The following is a 16291-nucleotide window of genomic DNA, read 5'->3' on the forward strand; positions in this document are numbered from 1 at the left end:
CTCGCCGGCATCCGTGAACCCTATAGTTTCGATGTGGATCGAAAGTTCGTCGACTTCCAGCTCGCGCCGGACGACCTCACGGCGATCCGGTTCGGGATCTCGCCCGGCCACGAGCTCTGCCACGCGGTGCGCGCGATGCTGCGGCCCGACGAGTACCCGCTGCAGTGGGGATGGATGCGGGCGACCCGCGGTGCTATCCCGCGCGACGACTTCGACGTGCTCGCGCTGCTGATCCGCGACGAGGGCTACTTCCCCGACTTCCTCACCACGACCCCGACGTGGGAGCTCACGCCGGAGGCCGAGGCCGAGCGCCTGCGCGACATCGACGACGCGCGCTTCGAGGTCGACATGACCAAGGTGCTCGTGCGCACCGACGGCGCCCGCCGTGCCGCCGTGCAGCGCATGCTGGAGCAACCCGACCGTGCCCGCGCGATGATCGCCGAGGCGTGGCTGTCGGTGTGGAACGCCGGCATCGCCCCGGTCTGGACGCAGCTCGAGCGACTGCTGCGCGCCGACATCGCGGTGCGCTCGCGCCGCATCGCCGAGAGCGGCATCGGCGCGATGATCGGGGGCCTGCACGACCGCATCGCGTGGGCCGACGGGGGCGTGCGCGTCACGATGCGCATCTGGAGCGAGGTGGTCGACTGCCGCGGCAGCGGCCTCGTGCTGGTGCCCTCGGTGATGGGCGCGACGGGATGCTTCGTCCTCACCGAACCGCCGGCGCAGCCGACGCTGTTCTACCCGGCGCAGGGAGTGACGGCGACCTGGGCACGCGATCCCGCCGACGTGGCGTCGGCGCTCGGCGCGCTGCTCGGCCCCGCACGCGCCCGCATCCTGCTCGACGCGCACGAGCCGCGCACGACCTCGCAGGTCGCGCGCGACACCGCGCTTGCCCTGTCGACGGCCTCGCACCATCTCACCGTGCTGCGCGACGCGGGTCTGGTCGCCAGCGCTCGCGACGGCGCCCGGGTGCTGCACCGCCGCACCCCCCTCGGCGAGGCGATGGTCGGCGCGGTGCTCTGATCCGCTCCGGCCAGGCCCCACTCAGGTGGGCCACGGTAGACTCGCCGTGCCCATTTCGATGTGCATCTACCTGTCTGCGGCTCCCGGCTGCGCACAAGGCGGCACCAACAGCCGCCGACCCTCGGCGCACGGCCAGGAGCAAGATGCACACGACACTCGTCGAGACCGACACCGCTGCGCGCACCGCCGTCCGGCGCCCGAGCCTCATCCGCGAGGCAGGCTACGCCTACTTCCCCATCGCGCTGATCGCGCGCCTGCCGTTCGCGATGATGGTGGTCGGCATCCTGACCCTCGTCGTCTCGGCGCGCGGTTCGCTCGCCCTCGGTGGCGCGACGAGCGCCATGACGGGCCTCGGCACCGCCCTGATCGGCCCGCTGCTCGGCGCCGCCGCCGACCGCTTCGGCCAGCGCCGCGTGCTGCTGATCGCGGGCGCGGCCAACAGCGCGATGCTCGCGACGCTGGCATGGCTGGCTTTCGCGCCGGTTCCGGATGCTGCGCTCCTCGCCGTCGCGTTCTTCATCGGCGCGACCATGCCCCAGGTCGCGCCGCTCTCGCGCAGCCGCCTGGTCGGGATCATCGGCCGGGCATACCCGAAGGAGCGACGGACTGCGGCCGTCAACGGGGCCATGGCGTACGAGTCGGCGGCCGACGAGATCGTGTTCGTCTTCGGCCCGGTGATCGTGGGTCTCCTCGCAACCACCCTCAACCCGGCAGCTCCGGTGATCGGCGCCGCCGTGCTCGGACTGGTCTTCGTGAGCGCGTTCGCGCTGCACCCCACGGCGCAGACCGTCACGGCGGCCGTCGGTGCCGCGCGTCCGGAGCAGGCGCCCGTGCGCGAACTGTTCCGCCCGCGCGTGCTCGCGCCCGTGGTCGGCGCGCTGGGCATGGGGCTGTTCTTCGGCGCGATGCTCACCTCGCTCACGGCGTTCATGGCCGAGCGCGGTGTGCCCGAGCAGGCCGGGCTCGTCTACGGCGCGATGGGCATCGGCTCAGCGGCCCTCGCCCTCGGCGTGGCGCTGTTCCCCGCGCGCTTCACGCTGCGCGCCCGCTGGCTGACCTTCGCCTCGATCCTCGTCGCGGGCACGATCGCGCTCCCGTTCGTCGGGAGCATCGGCGCGATCGCGATCTGCCTCCTCGTGATCGGCGTCGGAATCGGACCGACGTTGGTCACGCAGTACAGCCTCGCCGCCGCGTTCAGCCCGCGCGGCCGCTCGGCCACCGTGATGACGATGCTCGGCTCAGCCATCGTCGTCGGCCAGTCCGCAGCATCCGCCCTCACGGGACTCGTCGCCGACGCCGCCGGATCCGGCACCGCGCTCGTCGCGCCGCTGCTCGCCGCGTCGGTGGTGCTCGGCGCGGGTGTCTGGAACGCCCTCGCCTCGCGCGGCTGACTGCGCCTGCTACCGGGTGGCGTCGGCGAGAAGCCGGCGCATCTCGGCCATGGCCTCCTCGGACTGGGCGAGCAGCACGCGGAGGCGCTCGACGGTCTCCTCGGATTCTTCGGCCCGGGGTTCGAGCCCCGACGACTCCGACGTTGCGGCCATCGGCGCTCCGGGCCCGCTTCCCGCCGCGGCGCCCGCCTTGACGGCTCCGGCCACCGCGCCGGCGGCGACGCCCTTCGCGGCGTGATCGGCGATGGACGGCTGCGCCGCCTCGGCGGGCGCATCGGTGGTGTCGCCGGTCGGCGCCGGGGTCGCAGCATCCGTCTCCGCGTCCTCTGCGTTCTTGCGCGGACCGAGGAAGAGGTTCGCGAGGTAACCGGTGAACGTGCCGAAGATGCCGACGCCCACGATGATGATGAGCGTGCCGATGAGGCGGCCGGCGTTGGTCACGGGGAACTGGTCGCCGTAGCCGACGGTCGAGATGGTCACGATCGTGTACCAGAGAGCGTCGGACGCCGACGTGATGTTGGCGCCCTCCGCGTTCTCTTCGACGTAGAGGATCGAGATGCTGCCGAACTGCAGCACGAGGATGCCCATCAGCAGCAGCGTCATCAGGGCGCTGTTCGCGCGGTCGTGGATGAGGGTGGTCCAGACGGTCCGCGGGCCGAGTTCGCGCAGCAGACGGAACACCCGCAGCAGACGGAACAGTCGCAGGATCTTGAACTGCGGGAACGGCAGGCTGGCAAGGAGGTCCGCCCAGCCGAAGCCGCGGAAGAAGTACCGCATCGCGGACGGCGCCGTCGAGATCCGGTAGATGAAGTCACCGAGGAAGATGGCGCTGAACAGGGCGTTCATGACCGACAGCACCAGCTCGAGCGCGCTGTCGCCGCTCACCGCGTAGACCAGCACGAGGTTGAAGATCGACAGGATCGACAGCGCGCCGATGAAGATCTCGTAAGCGGTGTTCTTCAGCTCGGCCCGCGCCTCGGCGCGGGCCTTCGCACGCGCGCGGGAACGCTCGCGGATCTCGGAGAGGGAACGGGCCATGGCGAGGCTCCTCGGGTCGGGCGAGGCCGGAGGCGTCCGGCTGTGGCCCCATTGTGCTCGCACCCCCGACCGACACGCGAGCACCACGCGACATCGCGAGGCATACCTTGCAGTTCTAGGTAACTTGTACTTCTATGTACCTAGAACTTCTAGGCATGGAGGACGACGTGAAGATCGGCAAAGACCTGGTCGCCGCCGCGGCGACGCCGATGGTGCTCGGCATCCTCGCGGAGGGCGAGTCGTACGGCTACGCGATCCTGCAGCGGGTGGGCGAGCTGTCGGGCGGTGAGCTCGAGTGGAGCGACGGCATGCTGTACCCGCTGCTGCACCGGCTCGAGCGTCTCGGCCATGTGGAGTCGTCGTGGGGCGCCTCCCCGAGCGGCCGACCCCGCAAGCACTACCGCCTCAGTTCGACGGGGCGCGCTGCATTCGCCGAGCAGCGACAGCAATGGGCCGTCGTGAGCCGCGCGCTGCAGCGCGTGTGGTCCGATCGCGACGGCGGCACCGACTTCGCCGGCATCCCGGCCTTCGGAGGGGCCTGACATGACCGAAGACCTCGACCCCCGCATCGAAGACCAGATCTCGACATGGCGCGCGTACGTCTCGCGCCCCGAGTCGATCGACGGCCGCGATGTCGACGAGCTCGAAGACCACCTGCGCGGCCAGATCGACCGACTCGAGGCCTCTGGCCTCGACGGCGACGAAGCCTTCCTCGTCGCGGTGAAGCGGCTCGGCGGCCTCGACGACCTGTCGCGGGAGTTCGCACGCGAGCACTCGGAACGGCTCTGGAAGCAGCTGATGTTCCAGGACGAGCCGCGCGCACCGCGCAGCACCGGCGGACTCCTGGTCGCGGTCGGGCTCGCGATGGGCGCCGCCCTCGCGGTGAAGATCCCGGCCCTGTTCGGCATCGGGTTCGCAGAGAACGGCGACTTCTACGGCCGGTGGTACGCACTGCTCGTTCTCCCCTTCCTCGCGGCCTAGTTCCTGGTGCGCCGCAAGGCGGCGCTCGCGACGATCGCGGTCGTGACCGTGCCCTTCCTCGCCGCGGCCGTCGTGATGGCGGTCTACCCGTTCGCGCCGGGTGGCGCAACGCTGATGCTCGCGGCGACGCATCTCGTCGTGGTCCTGTGGCTGGTGAGCGGCATCGCCTATGTCAACGGGCGCGTCAGGTCGAGTCGCGCCCGCATGGACTTCATCCGCTTCACCGGCGAATGGGTCGTCTACCTCGCGCTCATCGCCCTCGGCGGTGGCGTGCTCATCGCGCTCACGATGGGCGTCTTCGCCGCGATCGACCTCGACGCCGGCTGGTTCGTCGAAGAGGTCATGGTCCCGTGCGGCCTCGCGGGCGCCATCATCGTCGCCGCGTGGCTGGTCGAGGCGAAGCAGAGCGTGATCGAGAACATCGCCCCCGTGCTCACGAAGCTCTTCACGCCACTGTTCACCCTGCTCCTGCTCGCGTTCATCGTCGCCGGCTTCATCCAGGGAAACCTGATCGATGACAGCACGACCGAGGTGTTCGGCCAGCGCGACCTGCTCATCCTCTTCGACATCGTGCTGGTCGTGGTGGTCGGCCTGCTGCTCTATGCCCTCTCGGCGCGTGATCCACTGGCGCCGCCGTCGTGGTTCGACCGGATGCAGCTGCTCATGGTCGTCGCAGCGCTCGTGGTCGACATCATGGTGCTCGTCGCGATGATCGGACGAATCGCCGAATGGGGCGCGAGCCCCAACAAGCTGGCCTCGCTCGGGCTGAACGTCATCCTGCTCGCGAACCTCGCGGGTGCCGCATGGCTGCAGCTGCGCTTCGCGATGCACGCGCGCCGTACGAGCGTCTCGAGCGCTGGCAGACCGGCTTCATGCCCGTCTACCTCGCGTGGGCGGCGATCGTCGTGGTCGTCTTCCCGCCGCTGTTCTCATACGTCTAGACAGGACACGGATGCTGCGGCCCGGCGTGACTCGCCAGGCCGCAGCATCCGTCCCGTTCCGTGTTGAGGTGGGTCAGCCCTTGACGGCGCCGGCGAGCGCGCCCTGCACGAAGTAGCGCTGGAACAGCAGGTAGACGATGAGCACGGGGATCGCCGACATGAAGATGAAGGCGTTCATCGGGCCGTAGTCGGTGCCGTGCTGGGTCGAGAAGCTCTGCACCGCGAGCGGGATGGTCCAGTTCGACTGCGTGCGCAGCAGCGTCGTCGCCATCGCGTACTCGTTCCACGTGGCGACGAAGTCGAGCACGAACAGGGCGGCGAGCGCGGGCTTCGCGAGCGGCAGGATGATCTGCCAGAAGATCCGGAAGGTCGAGGCGCCGTCGATGCGGGCGGACTCCTCGAGCTCTTCCGGAATGCCGCGGAAGAAGCCGTAGAGCACGAAGATCTGATAAGGGATGCCGAACGCGAGGTACGGCAGGATCAGGCCGTACAGCGAGTCGAGCAGGCCGAGGTTCAGCATGGTGCTGAACAGCGGACCGAGTCCGATCTGCACCGGGACCATCGAGCCGATTGCGATGACCATGAGCACCGTGCGCCCGCCGCGGAACCGGATGCGGGCCAGCGCATAGGCCGCGGCCGCGGCGATCGCGAGGCCGAGGGGCACCTTGATGATCGCGACGAGCAGGCTGTTGCCGGCGGTGGTCCAGAAGTCGCCCGTGTCGATGGCGGAGGCGTAGTTGCTCCACTCCCACGAGGTCGGCAGCGACCACATCGGCAGGGTGTTGAGGTCGGGCTTGCTCTTCACCGACGTCATGAACATCAGGTAGAGCGGCAGGAACCACAGCAGGGCGGTGACGCCCAGGGCGATCCACAGGCCGATGCCGACGTAGTCGGGGCGGCCGCGACGGCCACGGCGCAGTTTCTTCGAGTCGTAGATCTCGGGTGCGATGACCGGAGTGGCGACGGCGCTGCTCATCGGTCTTCTCCCTTCATGGACCAGGCCATGTACGGAATGACCAGGGCGAGTGTGACGATGAGGAGCACGGTGGCGACGGCGCCGCCCATGCCGAATTCGTGGTTGGTGAACGACTGCGTGTACGACCACAGCGCGAGCACCTGGGTGGACTGGGCGGGTCCGCCGCCGGTCATGCCGACAACGAGGTCGAAGACCTTCAGCGAGTTGATGATCGTGAGGATGATCACGACGATCGTGGTGGGGCGCAGCGCCGGGATGGTGACGGCGCGGAACCGCTGCCACGCGTTGGCGCCGTCGAGCTTGGACGCTTCGATCAGCTCGACCGGCACGGTCTGGAGGCCGGCGAGGAACAGCACCATGCTGAACCCGACGGCCTGCCAGATGTTGGCGACGAAGATCGAGCCGAGCGCGAACTGCGGGTCGCCGAGCCAGGACTGCGTCCAGGCGCCGAGGCCGACCGCCTCGAGGAACTGGTTCACGGCGCCGAGGGTGGGGTTGTAGATCCAGCGCCACATCGCGGCGACGGTGATCGAGGCGAACACGGCGGGGATGTAGAACACCGCGCGCATCAGGTTGCGCCCGATCATCTTGCGGTTGAGTCCCAGCGCGAGCAGCAGCGCGATGCCGGTGGGGAGGATCAGCGACAGGATCACCCACACCACGGAGTTGCGGAACGCGGTCCAGAACACGGCGTCCTGCGTGAACAGGCGCACGTAGTTCTCGAACCCGACCCAGACGGGCTCCTGGGTGCGGAAGCCCGACCATTCGAAGAACGACAGGCGGACGGCGTCGAGCATCGGGTACAGCAGGAACCACCCGTAGAGCACGACCGCCGGGATCAGGTACGGCAGCGCGAGCGTGAGTCGGTGGTGTTTCGGGGTGCGCCGCTTCGCGCGCCCCTGGGTCACGAGGGTGACGGTGGCCATGGTTCACCTCTGGGGTTCTGAGAGGCCGGGAAGGGATCGGTGGGGCGGACGGCCGCCCGCCCCACCGAGAGTGGACTACTGCGAGTCGCGGAACTTCTGGAACTCGGCGCCGGCGTCGGCCGGGTCGATGTCGCCGGTGAGCACGGAGTTCTGGATGCGCCAGTACTCCGTCGTCTCGGCCGTCGAGAAGTTCTGGTCGTTGTTGGTGTAGCCGCCGTCGGCCTGGTTGAACAGTTCGGCCCACACCGTGTTGAGCGGGTTCGAGTCGTCGACCGCGACATCCTTGTTGACCGAGAGCGCCGCCCACGCCGAGCCGACGATCTCCTGGCCTTCCTCGGAGGTGCCGAAATCGAGGAACTGCGCCGCGAGGTCGGCCTTGCCGCTGGCCGCGTTGATGTAGAAGGCCTCACCGAAGCCGTACAGGCGGCCGGTGCCGGTCGGGAACATGAAGATTCCGATGTCGTCCGGGCTCATGCCGTTGTCGACGACCTGCGCGTTGTACCAGGTGCCCTCGAGCGACATCGCGGCATCTCCGGAGAAGAACAGCTGCGCCGCGTCGTCGTTGTTGATGCCGAGGTAACCCTCGTTGAAGTAGTCGTCCCCCCACGTCTTCAGCTCGGTGAATGCGGCGGTGACGCAGTCCTCGGCGCCCCAGTCGCCGTCGCCCATGTTGAGCTCGTCGGCGACGTCGGCGCCGCACTCGGTCTCGATGAGCGAGTCGAGCAGGCGCATCACGTCCCAGTTGACGGTGCCGCCGAACTCGATCGGGGTGATGCCGGCCGCCTTGAGCTTCTCGGCGGCGTCGACGAGGCTGTCGTAGTCGGTCGGCACCTCGGTGACGCCAGCCTGCTCGAAGAGGGTCTTGTTGTAATAGATCCCCTCGCCCTGCTGGCTCCACGGCACGCCGTTGAACCCGCCGTACTGCGTGATGCCGCTCAGCGACGCCGGGGTGAACCGGTCCTCCCAGCCGTACTCGTCGTAGTACTCGCTGAGGTCGAGGCTCATGCCGGCGTCGACCAGCTCGCCGCCGAGGCCCGAGCCCTCCCAGTACCAGTAGATGTCGGGCCCGGCGTCCGTGCCGGCGACCTGTCGCAGCGCGGTCTTGTGTTCGTCGACCGAGCGCTCTTCGAGCTTGATCGTGACACCGTCGTTCTGCGCCTCGAACTCGTCGATGAGCGCATTGATGGCTGTGCCCTGGGTGTCCTCCTGGGTGGGCATCCAGATGACCAGTTCGTCGGCGTCACTCCCGCCGCCACCACCGGAGCATCCGGCGAGAACCGTCACGGCCGCCGCGGTGAGGGCGACTGCGCCCCACGTGCGCTTGGTGTGCATCATTGCTTCCTTCTGTTGGGTTGGTGGTTCTGACCCGTCACCGAGTCGTCCGGCGATCGGGCGCCGGGTCACGAGTCGGCTGGCCGCTCCTGCCAGGCGCTGAACTCGTGAAGCTTGAGATAGAAGTCCTCGAACATGAGGCGGGTGTCGACCCAGGTGTAGACGCGCATCGGCCGCGCGCCGTCCACGACGACGTACGTGCCGTCGTCCGCGAGCGCCGGCGTCGGCATCCCGACGTAACGGCTCGACGACGGGTCCGCCTCGAACAGCGAGCGCAGCGCCGTGAGCAGCACCAGCGGCGAGTCGCCGAGCGCGTAGGTCTCGGCGGGGCCGCGGCCCTCGCCGGTGGCCCGCTCCACCACGAGGGCGGTCTCGTCGTAGAGGTAGCGGCCGAGGGGCCCGGATGCTGCGACGCGGATGCGCAGCTCGGCATCCGACACCAGGCACTGACGGTAGACGTCGCGCGGCACCTGCCACACGGTGAGGTCGGAGTCGTTGAACACGACCTGGCCGGCCACGAGGTCGATGAGCAGGTTGTATTCGATCGGCATGGCGTCCGGTGGTGGCACCGCGAGACCGGAGTGCTCGAGGCCGCCGATCCAGATCACCGTCAGGCGCTCCGCGATGCGGGGCTCGACGAGAAACGCCGACGCGAGGTCGGTCAGGCCGCCGCCGGCGACGAAGAACAGCGGCGTGTCGTCGTCGCGCATCGCCTCGGCGACGATCGCGTCGACGGCGGGCGCCGGCTGCGGGGTCGCGCGGTCGGCCAGCGGACGGTTGGATCCGGTGACGATGACCTCGGTCGACTCGAGCCCCATCCGGGCGAAGACATCGCGCACCACGAGCGTCGCGTTGTCGGCGGTGTCGGGGCCGCTGTCGAAAGGGTCGCCGTCGCGCAAGTGCGACGCCACTACGAGACGGATGTCGACGTTCGGCGACAGCAGGTGGTGCACGAGCTGGTACAGGTCGTCGGGGTCGCCCGAGAAGTCGTTGTCGATGATCACGCGGGCGCGCGGAGCGCCGGCGGCGGGGATGCGCTGCCACGGGCTGGTCCCGAGGGTCCAGCTCTTCGCGGTGCGGGTGATGACGGCGGCGTCGGGGATGGAAGTCATCCTTGACCTTCTCTTCGGGGTGGTTCGTCTAACCGGTTGACCGATTAGGTGATCGAAAACCTACGCGATAGGTGAACGTAAACCTATAGGATGACGACGAGCGTTATCTCATCGTTACAAAGGCCTGTGAGAGTGAAGGACATGTCGACACCACGCGCCCGAACGCGCCCGAGCATGGCCGACGTCGCCCGCCTCGCGGGCGTGTCGACCCAGACGGTCTCGCGGTACTTCACCGGGGTCGGCTACGTCCGCGCCGAGACGCGAACCCGCATCACGAGCGCCATCGACGAATTGGGCTACGTGCCCAACCAGTCAGCGCGCAACCTGCGCTCACAGCGCACCAACACCGTCGGCGTACTCGCGATGGGCGCGCTCAACTACGGCAGCGCAGGCGTGCTCACGGGTCTCGGGCTCGCCGCCCGCGAAGCCGACGTGACCCTGATGATCGCCCAGCTCGACCTCGACTTCGAGGCGAAGAACTGGGAGGGCGAGGCCAAGCGCGCGCTCGCCCACTTCCTCTCGGTGCCCGTCGACGGAGTGGTCGTCTCGACGCCGATCCCCGGCATCCAGTCGCTCCTCGAGGGGTGGGACGAGAATCTCCCGGTCATCACGGTCGCGGAGCTCCCCTGGTCGGCGGAGGGGTCGGCGAGCACGCACTCCCACACGGCCGGACTGGAGGCGACGCGGTACCTCGCGTCGCTCGGCCATCGGCGCATCATCCACGTCGCCGGACCGGCCACGCGCAACGAGGCCGTCGAGCGCGAGCGCGGCTACCGCGACGCGATCGCCGAAGCGGGCCTGGAGCCGTTCGTCGTGACGGGCGCGACCGACTGGTCGTCGGCGAGTGGCTTTCGCGCCGGCGAGCTTGTCGACACGGCTGCCTTCACCGCGGTGTTCGCCGCCAACGACGAGATCGCACTCGGCTTCATGAGTGCCATGGAGCAGCGGGGGCTGCGCGCACCGGCCGACTTCTCGATCATCGGCGTCGACGACATGCCGACGGCGGCGTACTTCTCTCCCCCGCTGACCTCGATGCGGATCGACTTCCGCGCGGTCGGCGACGCGACGTTCCGCATGCTGCACCACCAGATCCTGACCGGGGAGCACGCCCAGCACCTCGTGCTGGAGCCCGAGATGGTGGTCCGCGAGTCGGTGGCTCCGCCCTCTCGCTGAGGTCACGCGGACGCGGAACGGAACGGATGCTGCGGCTCGCAGCATCCGTCCCGTGTCAGGCGAGCGCGATCAGGGCACGACGTCGACGGCGTCGCAGCCGAAGAAGCTCAGCCCGTCTGCGGTCGTCCCGCGCACGCACAGCTCGGTCGTCGTCGTGCGTACCGGGATGTCGCGGCCCGCGGCGTGCAGCATCGCGTCGCGGTCGCCGTCGGCGGGCGCCACGTCCTCGAGGTGCACCTTGCCGTGCCGTTCCGGCACACCCGTGCCCGGGGTGACCAGCGGCTCGCGGTCGCCGATGCGGACGCTGCCGGCATCGATCGCGGTCGCGTCGAAGGCGAGCGGCAGGCCGAACTCCCCCGCCGCCGTGGTCAGCACGGCCATCGGGATGGTCGCCTCTTTCACGTTGACGGGATTGCGTGCGGAGCCCGGCTTGACGTCGAGCTTCACCGGGACGGCGCAGTCGATGGCGAACTCCGTCGACGCGTGGTCGTTGGACGGATCCGGATCCGCGACCTTGGCGAGCACCGGCGCGACGGTGGCGGCGATCGTCGCGGTGTGCATGCCCGGCTCGGTGCAGGTGATCGTGTACGAGCCGGTGTGCTCGCGCGGTGCTCCCACCGCGAGCGCGTCGGCATCCCAGGTGGCCGCGACCGGGGTGACGATGACCCCCGGATCAGCGCTCACCACCTCTTCGACGATGGCATCCACGGGCCCGTCCGGGCCGAGGTTCGTTACCTCGGCAGTGACCTCGAAGCCGGTCGTCGCGCCGACGACGCTGAATCCGACTCCGGCCGCCGCGACCGCGGTGACGGCCAGGTCCGCCTCGACGCACTGGGCGTCGTCCGGGTGGGCCAGGCAATACTCCCTCACGGCCGGGGCCAGATCGACCTCGGCCAGAGTGGTGCCCGCCCGGACGTCGCGCACGACCATGGTCTCCGCGTCCGCGTCGAACGGCACGGTCAAGAGGCCATGCCCCGGACGGATCACGCGACGCTCTCCCCCGGTCTCGGTCTCCTCGAAGACCCAGCGGGGATCCCAGGCGTGGATGCTGTCGACCAGATCGCCCCCGTTGCCCTGGAGGCGCAGTTCGAGCAGTGCGGGATCGCCGATGTGCGTGCGCGCCCGCTGCATGCCGACGACCACCGACGTGGGGCTCGCCGTCGTCGGACCGAAGTCGGCCTCGACGACGAAGGACCGTGCCGTGTCGTCGTAGTCGTACTCCGGGATCGGCGCCGCCGCGGGGTCGGTGTCACTGAACGGCTCGGCGGAGACGCTCACGGCGCCTGCGGCGATGGTCAGCGTCGTCGCCGCGGCCACCGCGGCGACCAGCAGAGCGGCGCGTCGCTTCGTTGTGATGTTCATCGTCGTCTCCTCAGCAGTTGCCGTCGAGGCACTCGGTCAGGAACCAGTCGATCCGCCGGACGTCGCCGGCTCTGGGTGGTCGTCTGTCGCTGTTCATGAGGTCGTCGGGCGTCGGCTCCGAGACCCACCACGTTCCACCGCCGGTCTCCGCGATGGAACGGCAGTCGGCGGCGGTGCGCCCGAGGCCCGGTGCATCCGCCTGGCACTCGGCCTGCGTGTCGAACATCGTCGGGTTGGGCGTGTTCTCCCAGTACCCGCCGTCGCAGCAGTACTCGTCGGGGAGTCCGAACGGCGCGTGTCCCGTCTCGTGCAGCACGGTCCCGAGGGATGTCGGCTCGCTGGTGAACATGCCGTTCGAGGCGCAATCGCGGAACGTGTTGGCATGCAGCACCGCCCCCGTATCGGCCCATGAGTAGTCGGTCGCCCAGTTCGCGGGACCCTGCGGCTGGCACCTGGTCGCGTTCGGGTCGGCGGGCGTGGGCGCGGGCACCTCGGAATCGCCTGTGCCGGTGGCCAGCCAGAAGTTGAAGCCCTGCTGACGCGCGAGGAAGAAGCCCTCGCCGAAGTGCGCTCCCTGGATCGTGCTGCTCACCGCCGTCTGGAACGCCGCGTCCGCCGCGCCGGTGAAGTCATCGCCGTCGGCGATGAGCACGACGTCCACCCGGTTCGCGCGCCCTCCGGTGAGGAGCACGGGAACAGCGGATCCCTGCTCGGGCGGGCCGACGCGCGTGCGTCGCCAGCCGGTGAAGCTCACTTCGCCGTTCGTCGCCACCTTGCACGAGTACACGAGATCACCGGCGTTGACGTTGGGCACCGTGAAGGTGGTGGTTGATGCCGTCGTGGCGACCTGATCCGGCCCGCCCTTGTCGTTCACCCAGATCTCGAGTTGATCCACCACGACCGCGCGGTTGACCAGCGGCGGTCCCGATCCCGTGGAGGTGTCCTGGATCGTGTCACCGACGTTGAGGGCGGGATCGAGGGCCTCCGCCGTGATGGTCACGGTGTCACCCGGCTGTGGCCACAACGGCGAGTGGGTGCAGCGGACGAGCGCATCGGACGCCGTCTGCGGGGGCGCGTCGACGTCTGCCTCGACACGGAACCGAACGAACACGCTCTCGTCGCCGCCGCCGGTGGTCGTCAGCTGCGAATCGCACGCCCCGCTCACGTCGCCGGTGACCGTGCAGCCTGCGACCGTCAGATTAACGGTGAGGTGGAGGTCGTCGCCGGGACCCGCTGTGAGGTCGCACACATCGTCGTCGAAGTTCAGGAACCCGTCGGAGTCCGAGATCTTGACGACGACCGGTACGGACGCCGTCACATCGGCGTCGACCACGTGCTCGGCGATCCAGTTGGGCGAGATCTCGTCCTCATCCTCGATCTCACCGAAGTTCGTGGCGGCGCCATCGATCGTGACGCGGGAGTAGAAGTCGGAGCCGTCGAACGTGTCAGTACAGCCGCGCTCCTCGACGCGCTCGATCACGACGCGCACGTTGGTCAGGGTCTCGCCGCTCGCCGCAGAGGGTATGAGAACGGCGAAGGTCGATCCCGCGAGAATCGCGACCGCGGCGATCGCGATCCGGCTCTGACTGCGGCGGCCCGGCGACCGCGCTGACATGGGTTCCATGGAAGGCTCCTCTGATCATCGACGTGAGGGTGCTCGTCCGAAGAGGTTGCCGAGGGCGGTGGTGATACACGTCAGATCGCGACGGAGGATGCGGGTCGGGCGGCGGGGAGCGAGCGCACGTCCGCGGCCCGGCATACGCTCATCCCATGCGCACGACGCGAGGGGCGCGCCCGTGACCGGCGCCGGCATCCGCCGCTGGGTGCTCCACGTCGACCTCGACCAGTTCATCGCCGCCGTCGAGATCCTGCGCAACCCCGAACTCGCCGGCAAGCCGGTCATCGTGGGCGGTCGGGGCGATCCCACCGAGCGCGCGGTCGTCTCGACGGCGTCGTACGAAGCACGCGAGTTCGGTGTCGGATCAGGGATGCCGCTGCGCATCGCCGCGCGGAAGATCCCGGATGCCGTGATCCTGCCGGTCGACGCGCCGCTGTACCTTGCGGCGTCCGAGGAGGTCATGGCGACGCTGCGCACCCAGCCGGGAGCCGTGGTGCAGGTGCTCGGGTGGGACGAGGCGTTCGTCGGTGTCGAGACCGACGACCCCGAAGGCTACGCACGCAGGCTGCAGCAGGACGTGCTCGACCGCACACGGCTGCACTGCAGCGTCGGCATCGGCGACAACCTGGTGCGCGCCAAGAACGCCACCGACTTCGGCAAGCCGCGGGGCACTTTCCACCTCACTGCCGACAACTGGCTCGAGGTGATGGGCCACCGTCCCACGATCGCGCTCTGGGGCGTGGGCTCGAAGATCTCGAAACGGCTCGCGCTGCTCGGCATTGAGACGGTGTCCGAGCTCGCGGTCGCCGACCCGGATGCCCTGACGCAGGAGTTCGGGCCGAAGATGGGCCTCTGGTACCGCCAGCTCGGACGCGGCGACGGATCGAACGTCGTCGACGACACACCGTGGGTCGCGCGCGGCCACAGCAAGGAGACGACGTTCCAGGTCGACATCGTCGAGCCGGCCGAGATCGAGGACGCCGCTCGCCGGCTGCTGGGCGAGGTGCTCGACGAGGTCGCCGCCGACGATCGCCCCGTCGTCGGGCTCGGCCTGAAGGTGCGCTACGCGCCGTTCCTCACCAAGACGTTCACCAAGAAGATCCCGTCGACGTCCGACCGCGAGGTCGTACTGTCCCGCACGATGGAGCTCGTCGCGAAGATCGAGCCCGGCCGCCCGATCCGCCTCCTCGGCGTGCGCGCCGAGATGGCGATGCCCGACGACGCCCGCGAGGGCCACACGCCGACCCGCGGCGGCTGGTGACTCCCGCCCGGACGCGTTCACAAGCGCGGGTCGATGGCGACCCGCACGTCGGTCCTCGCGGCGGCGCGTTCGAGTGCCGTCTCCAGGTCGGACAGCGGATGCGGCCTCCCGACGAGCTGCGCGAACGGATAGCGGTCGCCGTGCTCCTCCAGGAAGGCCACCGCGCCGGCGAGGTCCTCGGCGTCGTAGTTGTGCACGCCGCGGATCGTCGTCAGGTTCCGCACGACCAGCTCGGGGTCGAGGGCGTACGACGGGCTCGGCGACACGCTCCCCACGAGTACGACGACACCGCCGACGCCGATGCCGTCGATCGCCGCCGATACCGCAGCCGGTGCTCCCGACGCCTCGATCGCGATGTCGATCTCCCGTGCGCGCAGACGTCGCAGCGCGCGATCGAGCCCCGAAGACTCGGCCGGATCGACGCTCGCGACGGCGCCGAATTCGCGCGCGAGCGTTCGGCGGGCGGGATCGGGATCGGCGACGATCACGCGAGCGGCCGCACGGGTGGCGATCGCCGTCGCCGTGAGCCCGATCAGGCCGGCGCCGGTCACGAGCATCGTCGCTCCTTCGACGTCGACGACATCGGCGGCGCGGTCGACGGCCGCCCAGGCGGTCGCGGTGGCGCATGCCGCGGGCGCGAGCACGGCGGCGGGCACCGCCTCGCCCACGCGCACGATCGCCGTCCCGGCACGAAGGTGGACGTGCGTGGCGAAGCCGCCCGACAGCTCCCAGCGCGGGACGAGCCGCTCGTGGCCGTACTTGCGCAGCTCCCGGCACTTCTGCGGCAGACCCCGCGCACAACGGTCGCACCGCGCGCACGCGGCCATGATCGACCACACCACGCGGTCGCCGACCGCGAGGCGGACGCCGTCCACGCTCCGCACGTCGTCGAGCACGGCGGCCACGCGTCCGACGTACTCGTGCCCGAGCACCAGCGGCGTCGGCGCCTGGCGGTGGCCTGCCACGGTGTGGACATCCGATCCGCACACGGTGGCGAGCTCGAGCTCCACGAGAACCTCACCCTCCGCGAGCCGCACCCCGGGCACGGCGATCGTCTCGTGGTGCCGACCCTGGCCGAGCCACACCATCGCGGAGGCGGGCGGCGTCAGGCACACGTCCCGCGTGGCCACCGGCGGCGCCGCCAGCGGCGACGCCAC

The 16291-nt window shown here is 69.7% G+C and carries 15 protein-coding genes; 7 read left to right on the forward strand and 8 right to left on the reverse strand.

Going from position 1 to position 16291, the window contains the following annotated elements; translation table 11 throughout:
- Positions 1-33: 33 nt before the first annotated feature.
- Together ACVN90_RS17385 and ACVN90_RS17390 are read left to right on the forward strand one after the other, a co-directional pair.
- The gene (locus ACVN90_RS17385) at positions 34-1023 is read left to right on the forward strand and encodes an ArsR/SmtB family transcription factor (RefSeq protein WP_475099454.1); all 990 of its coding nucleotides are present in this window, start codon (positions 34-36) and stop codon (positions 1021-1023) included.
- A 143-nt stretch (positions 1024-1166) separates the two neighbouring features.
- Positions 1167-2414 carry an MFS transporter gene (locus ACVN90_RS17390; RefSeq protein WP_475099455.1) on the forward strand — a complete coding sequence of 416 codons (1248 nt, stop codon included), beginning with the start codon at positions 1167-1169 and terminating at the stop codon, positions 2412-2414.
- Positions 2415-2423: 9 nt separating this feature from the next.
- Here the strand turns inward: ACVN90_RS17390 and ACVN90_RS17395 are convergent, their stop codons facing one another.
- Complete coding sequence (locus ACVN90_RS17395; RefSeq protein WP_475099456.1) at positions 2424-3452, reverse strand: potassium channel family protein; 1029 nt, start codon at positions 3450-3452, stop codon at positions 2424-2426.
- Positions 3453-3619: 167 nt separating this feature from the next.
- Between ACVN90_RS17395 and ACVN90_RS17400 the strand changes: the two genes are divergently transcribed.
- Genes ACVN90_RS17400 through ACVN90_RS17410 form a run of 3 tightly spaced genes read left to right on the forward strand, consistent with a single transcriptional unit; the run spans position 3620 to position 5441 of the window.
- Entirely contained in the window at positions 3620-3994 is a 375-nt protein-coding gene (locus ACVN90_RS17400; protein ID WP_341996797.1) for a PadR family transcriptional regulator, read from the forward strand.
- Between the two features lies 1 nt (position 3995).
- Entirely contained in the window at positions 3996-4433 is a 438-nt protein-coding gene (locus ACVN90_RS17405) for a permease prefix domain 1-containing protein (protein ID WP_475099457.1), read from the forward strand.
- Positions 4434-4475: 42 nt separating this feature from the next.
- Entirely contained in the window at positions 4476-5441 is a 966-nt protein-coding gene (locus ACVN90_RS17410) for a hypothetical protein (RefSeq protein ID WP_475099458.1), read from the forward strand.
- A gap of 6 nt (positions 5442-5447) precedes the next feature.
- Here the strand turns inward: ACVN90_RS17410 and ACVN90_RS17415 are convergent, their stop codons facing one another.
- The 4 genes from ACVN90_RS17415 to ACVN90_RS17430 form a co-directional block, all read right to left on the reverse strand.
- A complete protein-coding gene (locus ACVN90_RS17415) occupies positions 5448-6350 on the reverse strand; it encodes a carbohydrate ABC transporter permease (protein ID WP_475099459.1) in 903 nt (300 codons plus the stop codon).
- Positions 6347-7276 carry a carbohydrate ABC transporter permease gene (locus ACVN90_RS17420; protein ID WP_475099460.1) on the reverse strand — a complete coding sequence of 310 codons (930 nt, stop codon included), beginning with the start codon at positions 7274-7276 and terminating at the stop codon, positions 6347-6349. The genes ACVN90_RS17415 and ACVN90_RS17420 overlap by 4 nt, the downstream gene beginning before the upstream one ends.
- A 75-nt stretch (positions 7277-7351) precedes the next feature.
- The gene (locus tag ACVN90_RS17425) at positions 7352-8608 is read right to left on the reverse strand and encodes an ABC transporter substrate-binding protein (RefSeq protein WP_475099461.1); all 1257 of its coding nucleotides are present in this window, start codon (positions 8606-8608) and stop codon (positions 7352-7354) included.
- Positions 8609-8676: 68 nt separating this feature from the next.
- Positions 8677-9720, reverse strand: coding sequence for a nucleoside hydrolase (locus ACVN90_RS17430; RefSeq protein ID WP_475099462.1), 1044 nt, complete (start codon positions 9718-9720; stop codon positions 8677-8679).
- Between the two features lie 174 nt (positions 9721-9894).
- On the opposite strand from ACVN90_RS17430, the gene ACVN90_RS17435 reads away from it, so the two are divergent.
- A complete protein-coding gene (locus ACVN90_RS17435; protein WP_475099463.1) occupies positions 9895-10893 on the forward strand; it encodes a LacI family DNA-binding transcriptional regulator in 999 nt (332 codons plus the stop codon).
- Positions 10894-10962: 69 nt separating this feature from the next.
- Here the strand turns inward: ACVN90_RS17435 and ACVN90_RS17440 are convergent, their stop codons facing one another.
- Positions 10963-12255 carry a hypothetical protein gene (locus tag ACVN90_RS17440; RefSeq protein WP_475099464.1) on the reverse strand — a complete coding sequence of 431 codons (1293 nt, stop codon included), beginning with the start codon at positions 12253-12255 and terminating at the stop codon, positions 10963-10965.
- A gap of 10 nt (positions 12256-12265) precedes the next feature.
- Complete coding sequence (locus tag ACVN90_RS17445) at positions 12266-13879, reverse strand: hypothetical protein (RefSeq protein ID WP_475099465.1); 1614 nt, start codon at positions 13877-13879, stop codon at positions 12266-12268.
- A 172-nt stretch (positions 13880-14051) separates the two neighbouring features.
- On the opposite strand from ACVN90_RS17445, the gene ACVN90_RS17450 reads away from it, so the two are divergent.
- A complete protein-coding gene (locus tag ACVN90_RS17450; RefSeq protein WP_475099466.1) occupies positions 14052-15134 on the forward strand; it encodes a DNA polymerase IV in 1083 nt (360 codons plus the stop codon).
- A 17-nt stretch (positions 15135-15151) separates the two neighbouring features.
- On the opposite strand, the gene ACVN90_RS17455 is transcribed toward ACVN90_RS17450, so the two are convergent.
- A complete protein-coding gene (locus ACVN90_RS17455; RefSeq protein ID WP_475099467.1) occupies positions 15152-16291 on the reverse strand; it encodes an alcohol dehydrogenase catalytic domain-containing protein in 1140 nt (379 codons plus the stop codon).

It is taken from the genome of Microbacterium sp. F01, from assembly GCF_056156365.1.

Bases quoted from the DNA above. Each gene is read 5' to 3' on its own strand.
- ACVN90_RS17390 (WP_475099455.1), top strand. From the start codon at position 1,167: ATGCACACGACACTCGTCGAGACCGACACCGCTGCGCGCACCGCCGTC.
- ACVN90_RS17395 (WP_475099456.1), bottom strand. From the start codon at position 3,452: ATGGCCCGTTCCCTCTCCGAGATCCGCGAGCGTTCCCGCGCGCGTGCG.
- ACVN90_RS17405 (WP_475099457.1), top strand. From the start codon at position 3,996: ATGACCGAAGACCTCGACCCCCGCATCGAAGACCAGATCTCGACATGG.
- ACVN90_RS17415 (WP_475099459.1), bottom strand. From the start codon at position 6,350: ATGAGCAGCGCCGTCGCCACTCCGGTCATCGCACCCGAGATCTACGAC.
- ACVN90_RS17420 (WP_475099460.1), bottom strand. From the start codon at position 7,276: ATGGCCACCGTCACCCTCGTGACCCAGGGGCGCGCGAAGCGGCGCACC.
- ACVN90_RS17425 (WP_475099461.1), bottom strand. From the start codon at position 8,608: ATGCACACCAAGCGCACGTGGGGCGCAGTCGCCCTCACCGCGGCGGCC.
- ACVN90_RS17430 (WP_475099462.1), bottom strand. From the start codon at position 9,720: ATGACTTCCATCCCCGACGCCGCCGTCATCACCCGCACCGCGAAGAGC.
- ACVN90_RS17435 (WP_475099463.1), top strand. From the start codon at position 9,895: ATGGCCGACGTCGCCCGCCTCGCGGGCGTGTCGACCCAGACGGTCTCG.
- ACVN90_RS17440 (WP_475099464.1), bottom strand. From the start codon at position 12,255: ATGAACATCACAACGAAGCGACGCGCCGCTCTGCTGGTCGCCGCGGTG.
- ACVN90_RS17445 (WP_475099465.1), bottom strand. From the start codon at position 13,879: ATGGAACCCATGTCAGCGCGGTCGCCGGGCCGCCGCAGTCAGAGCCGG.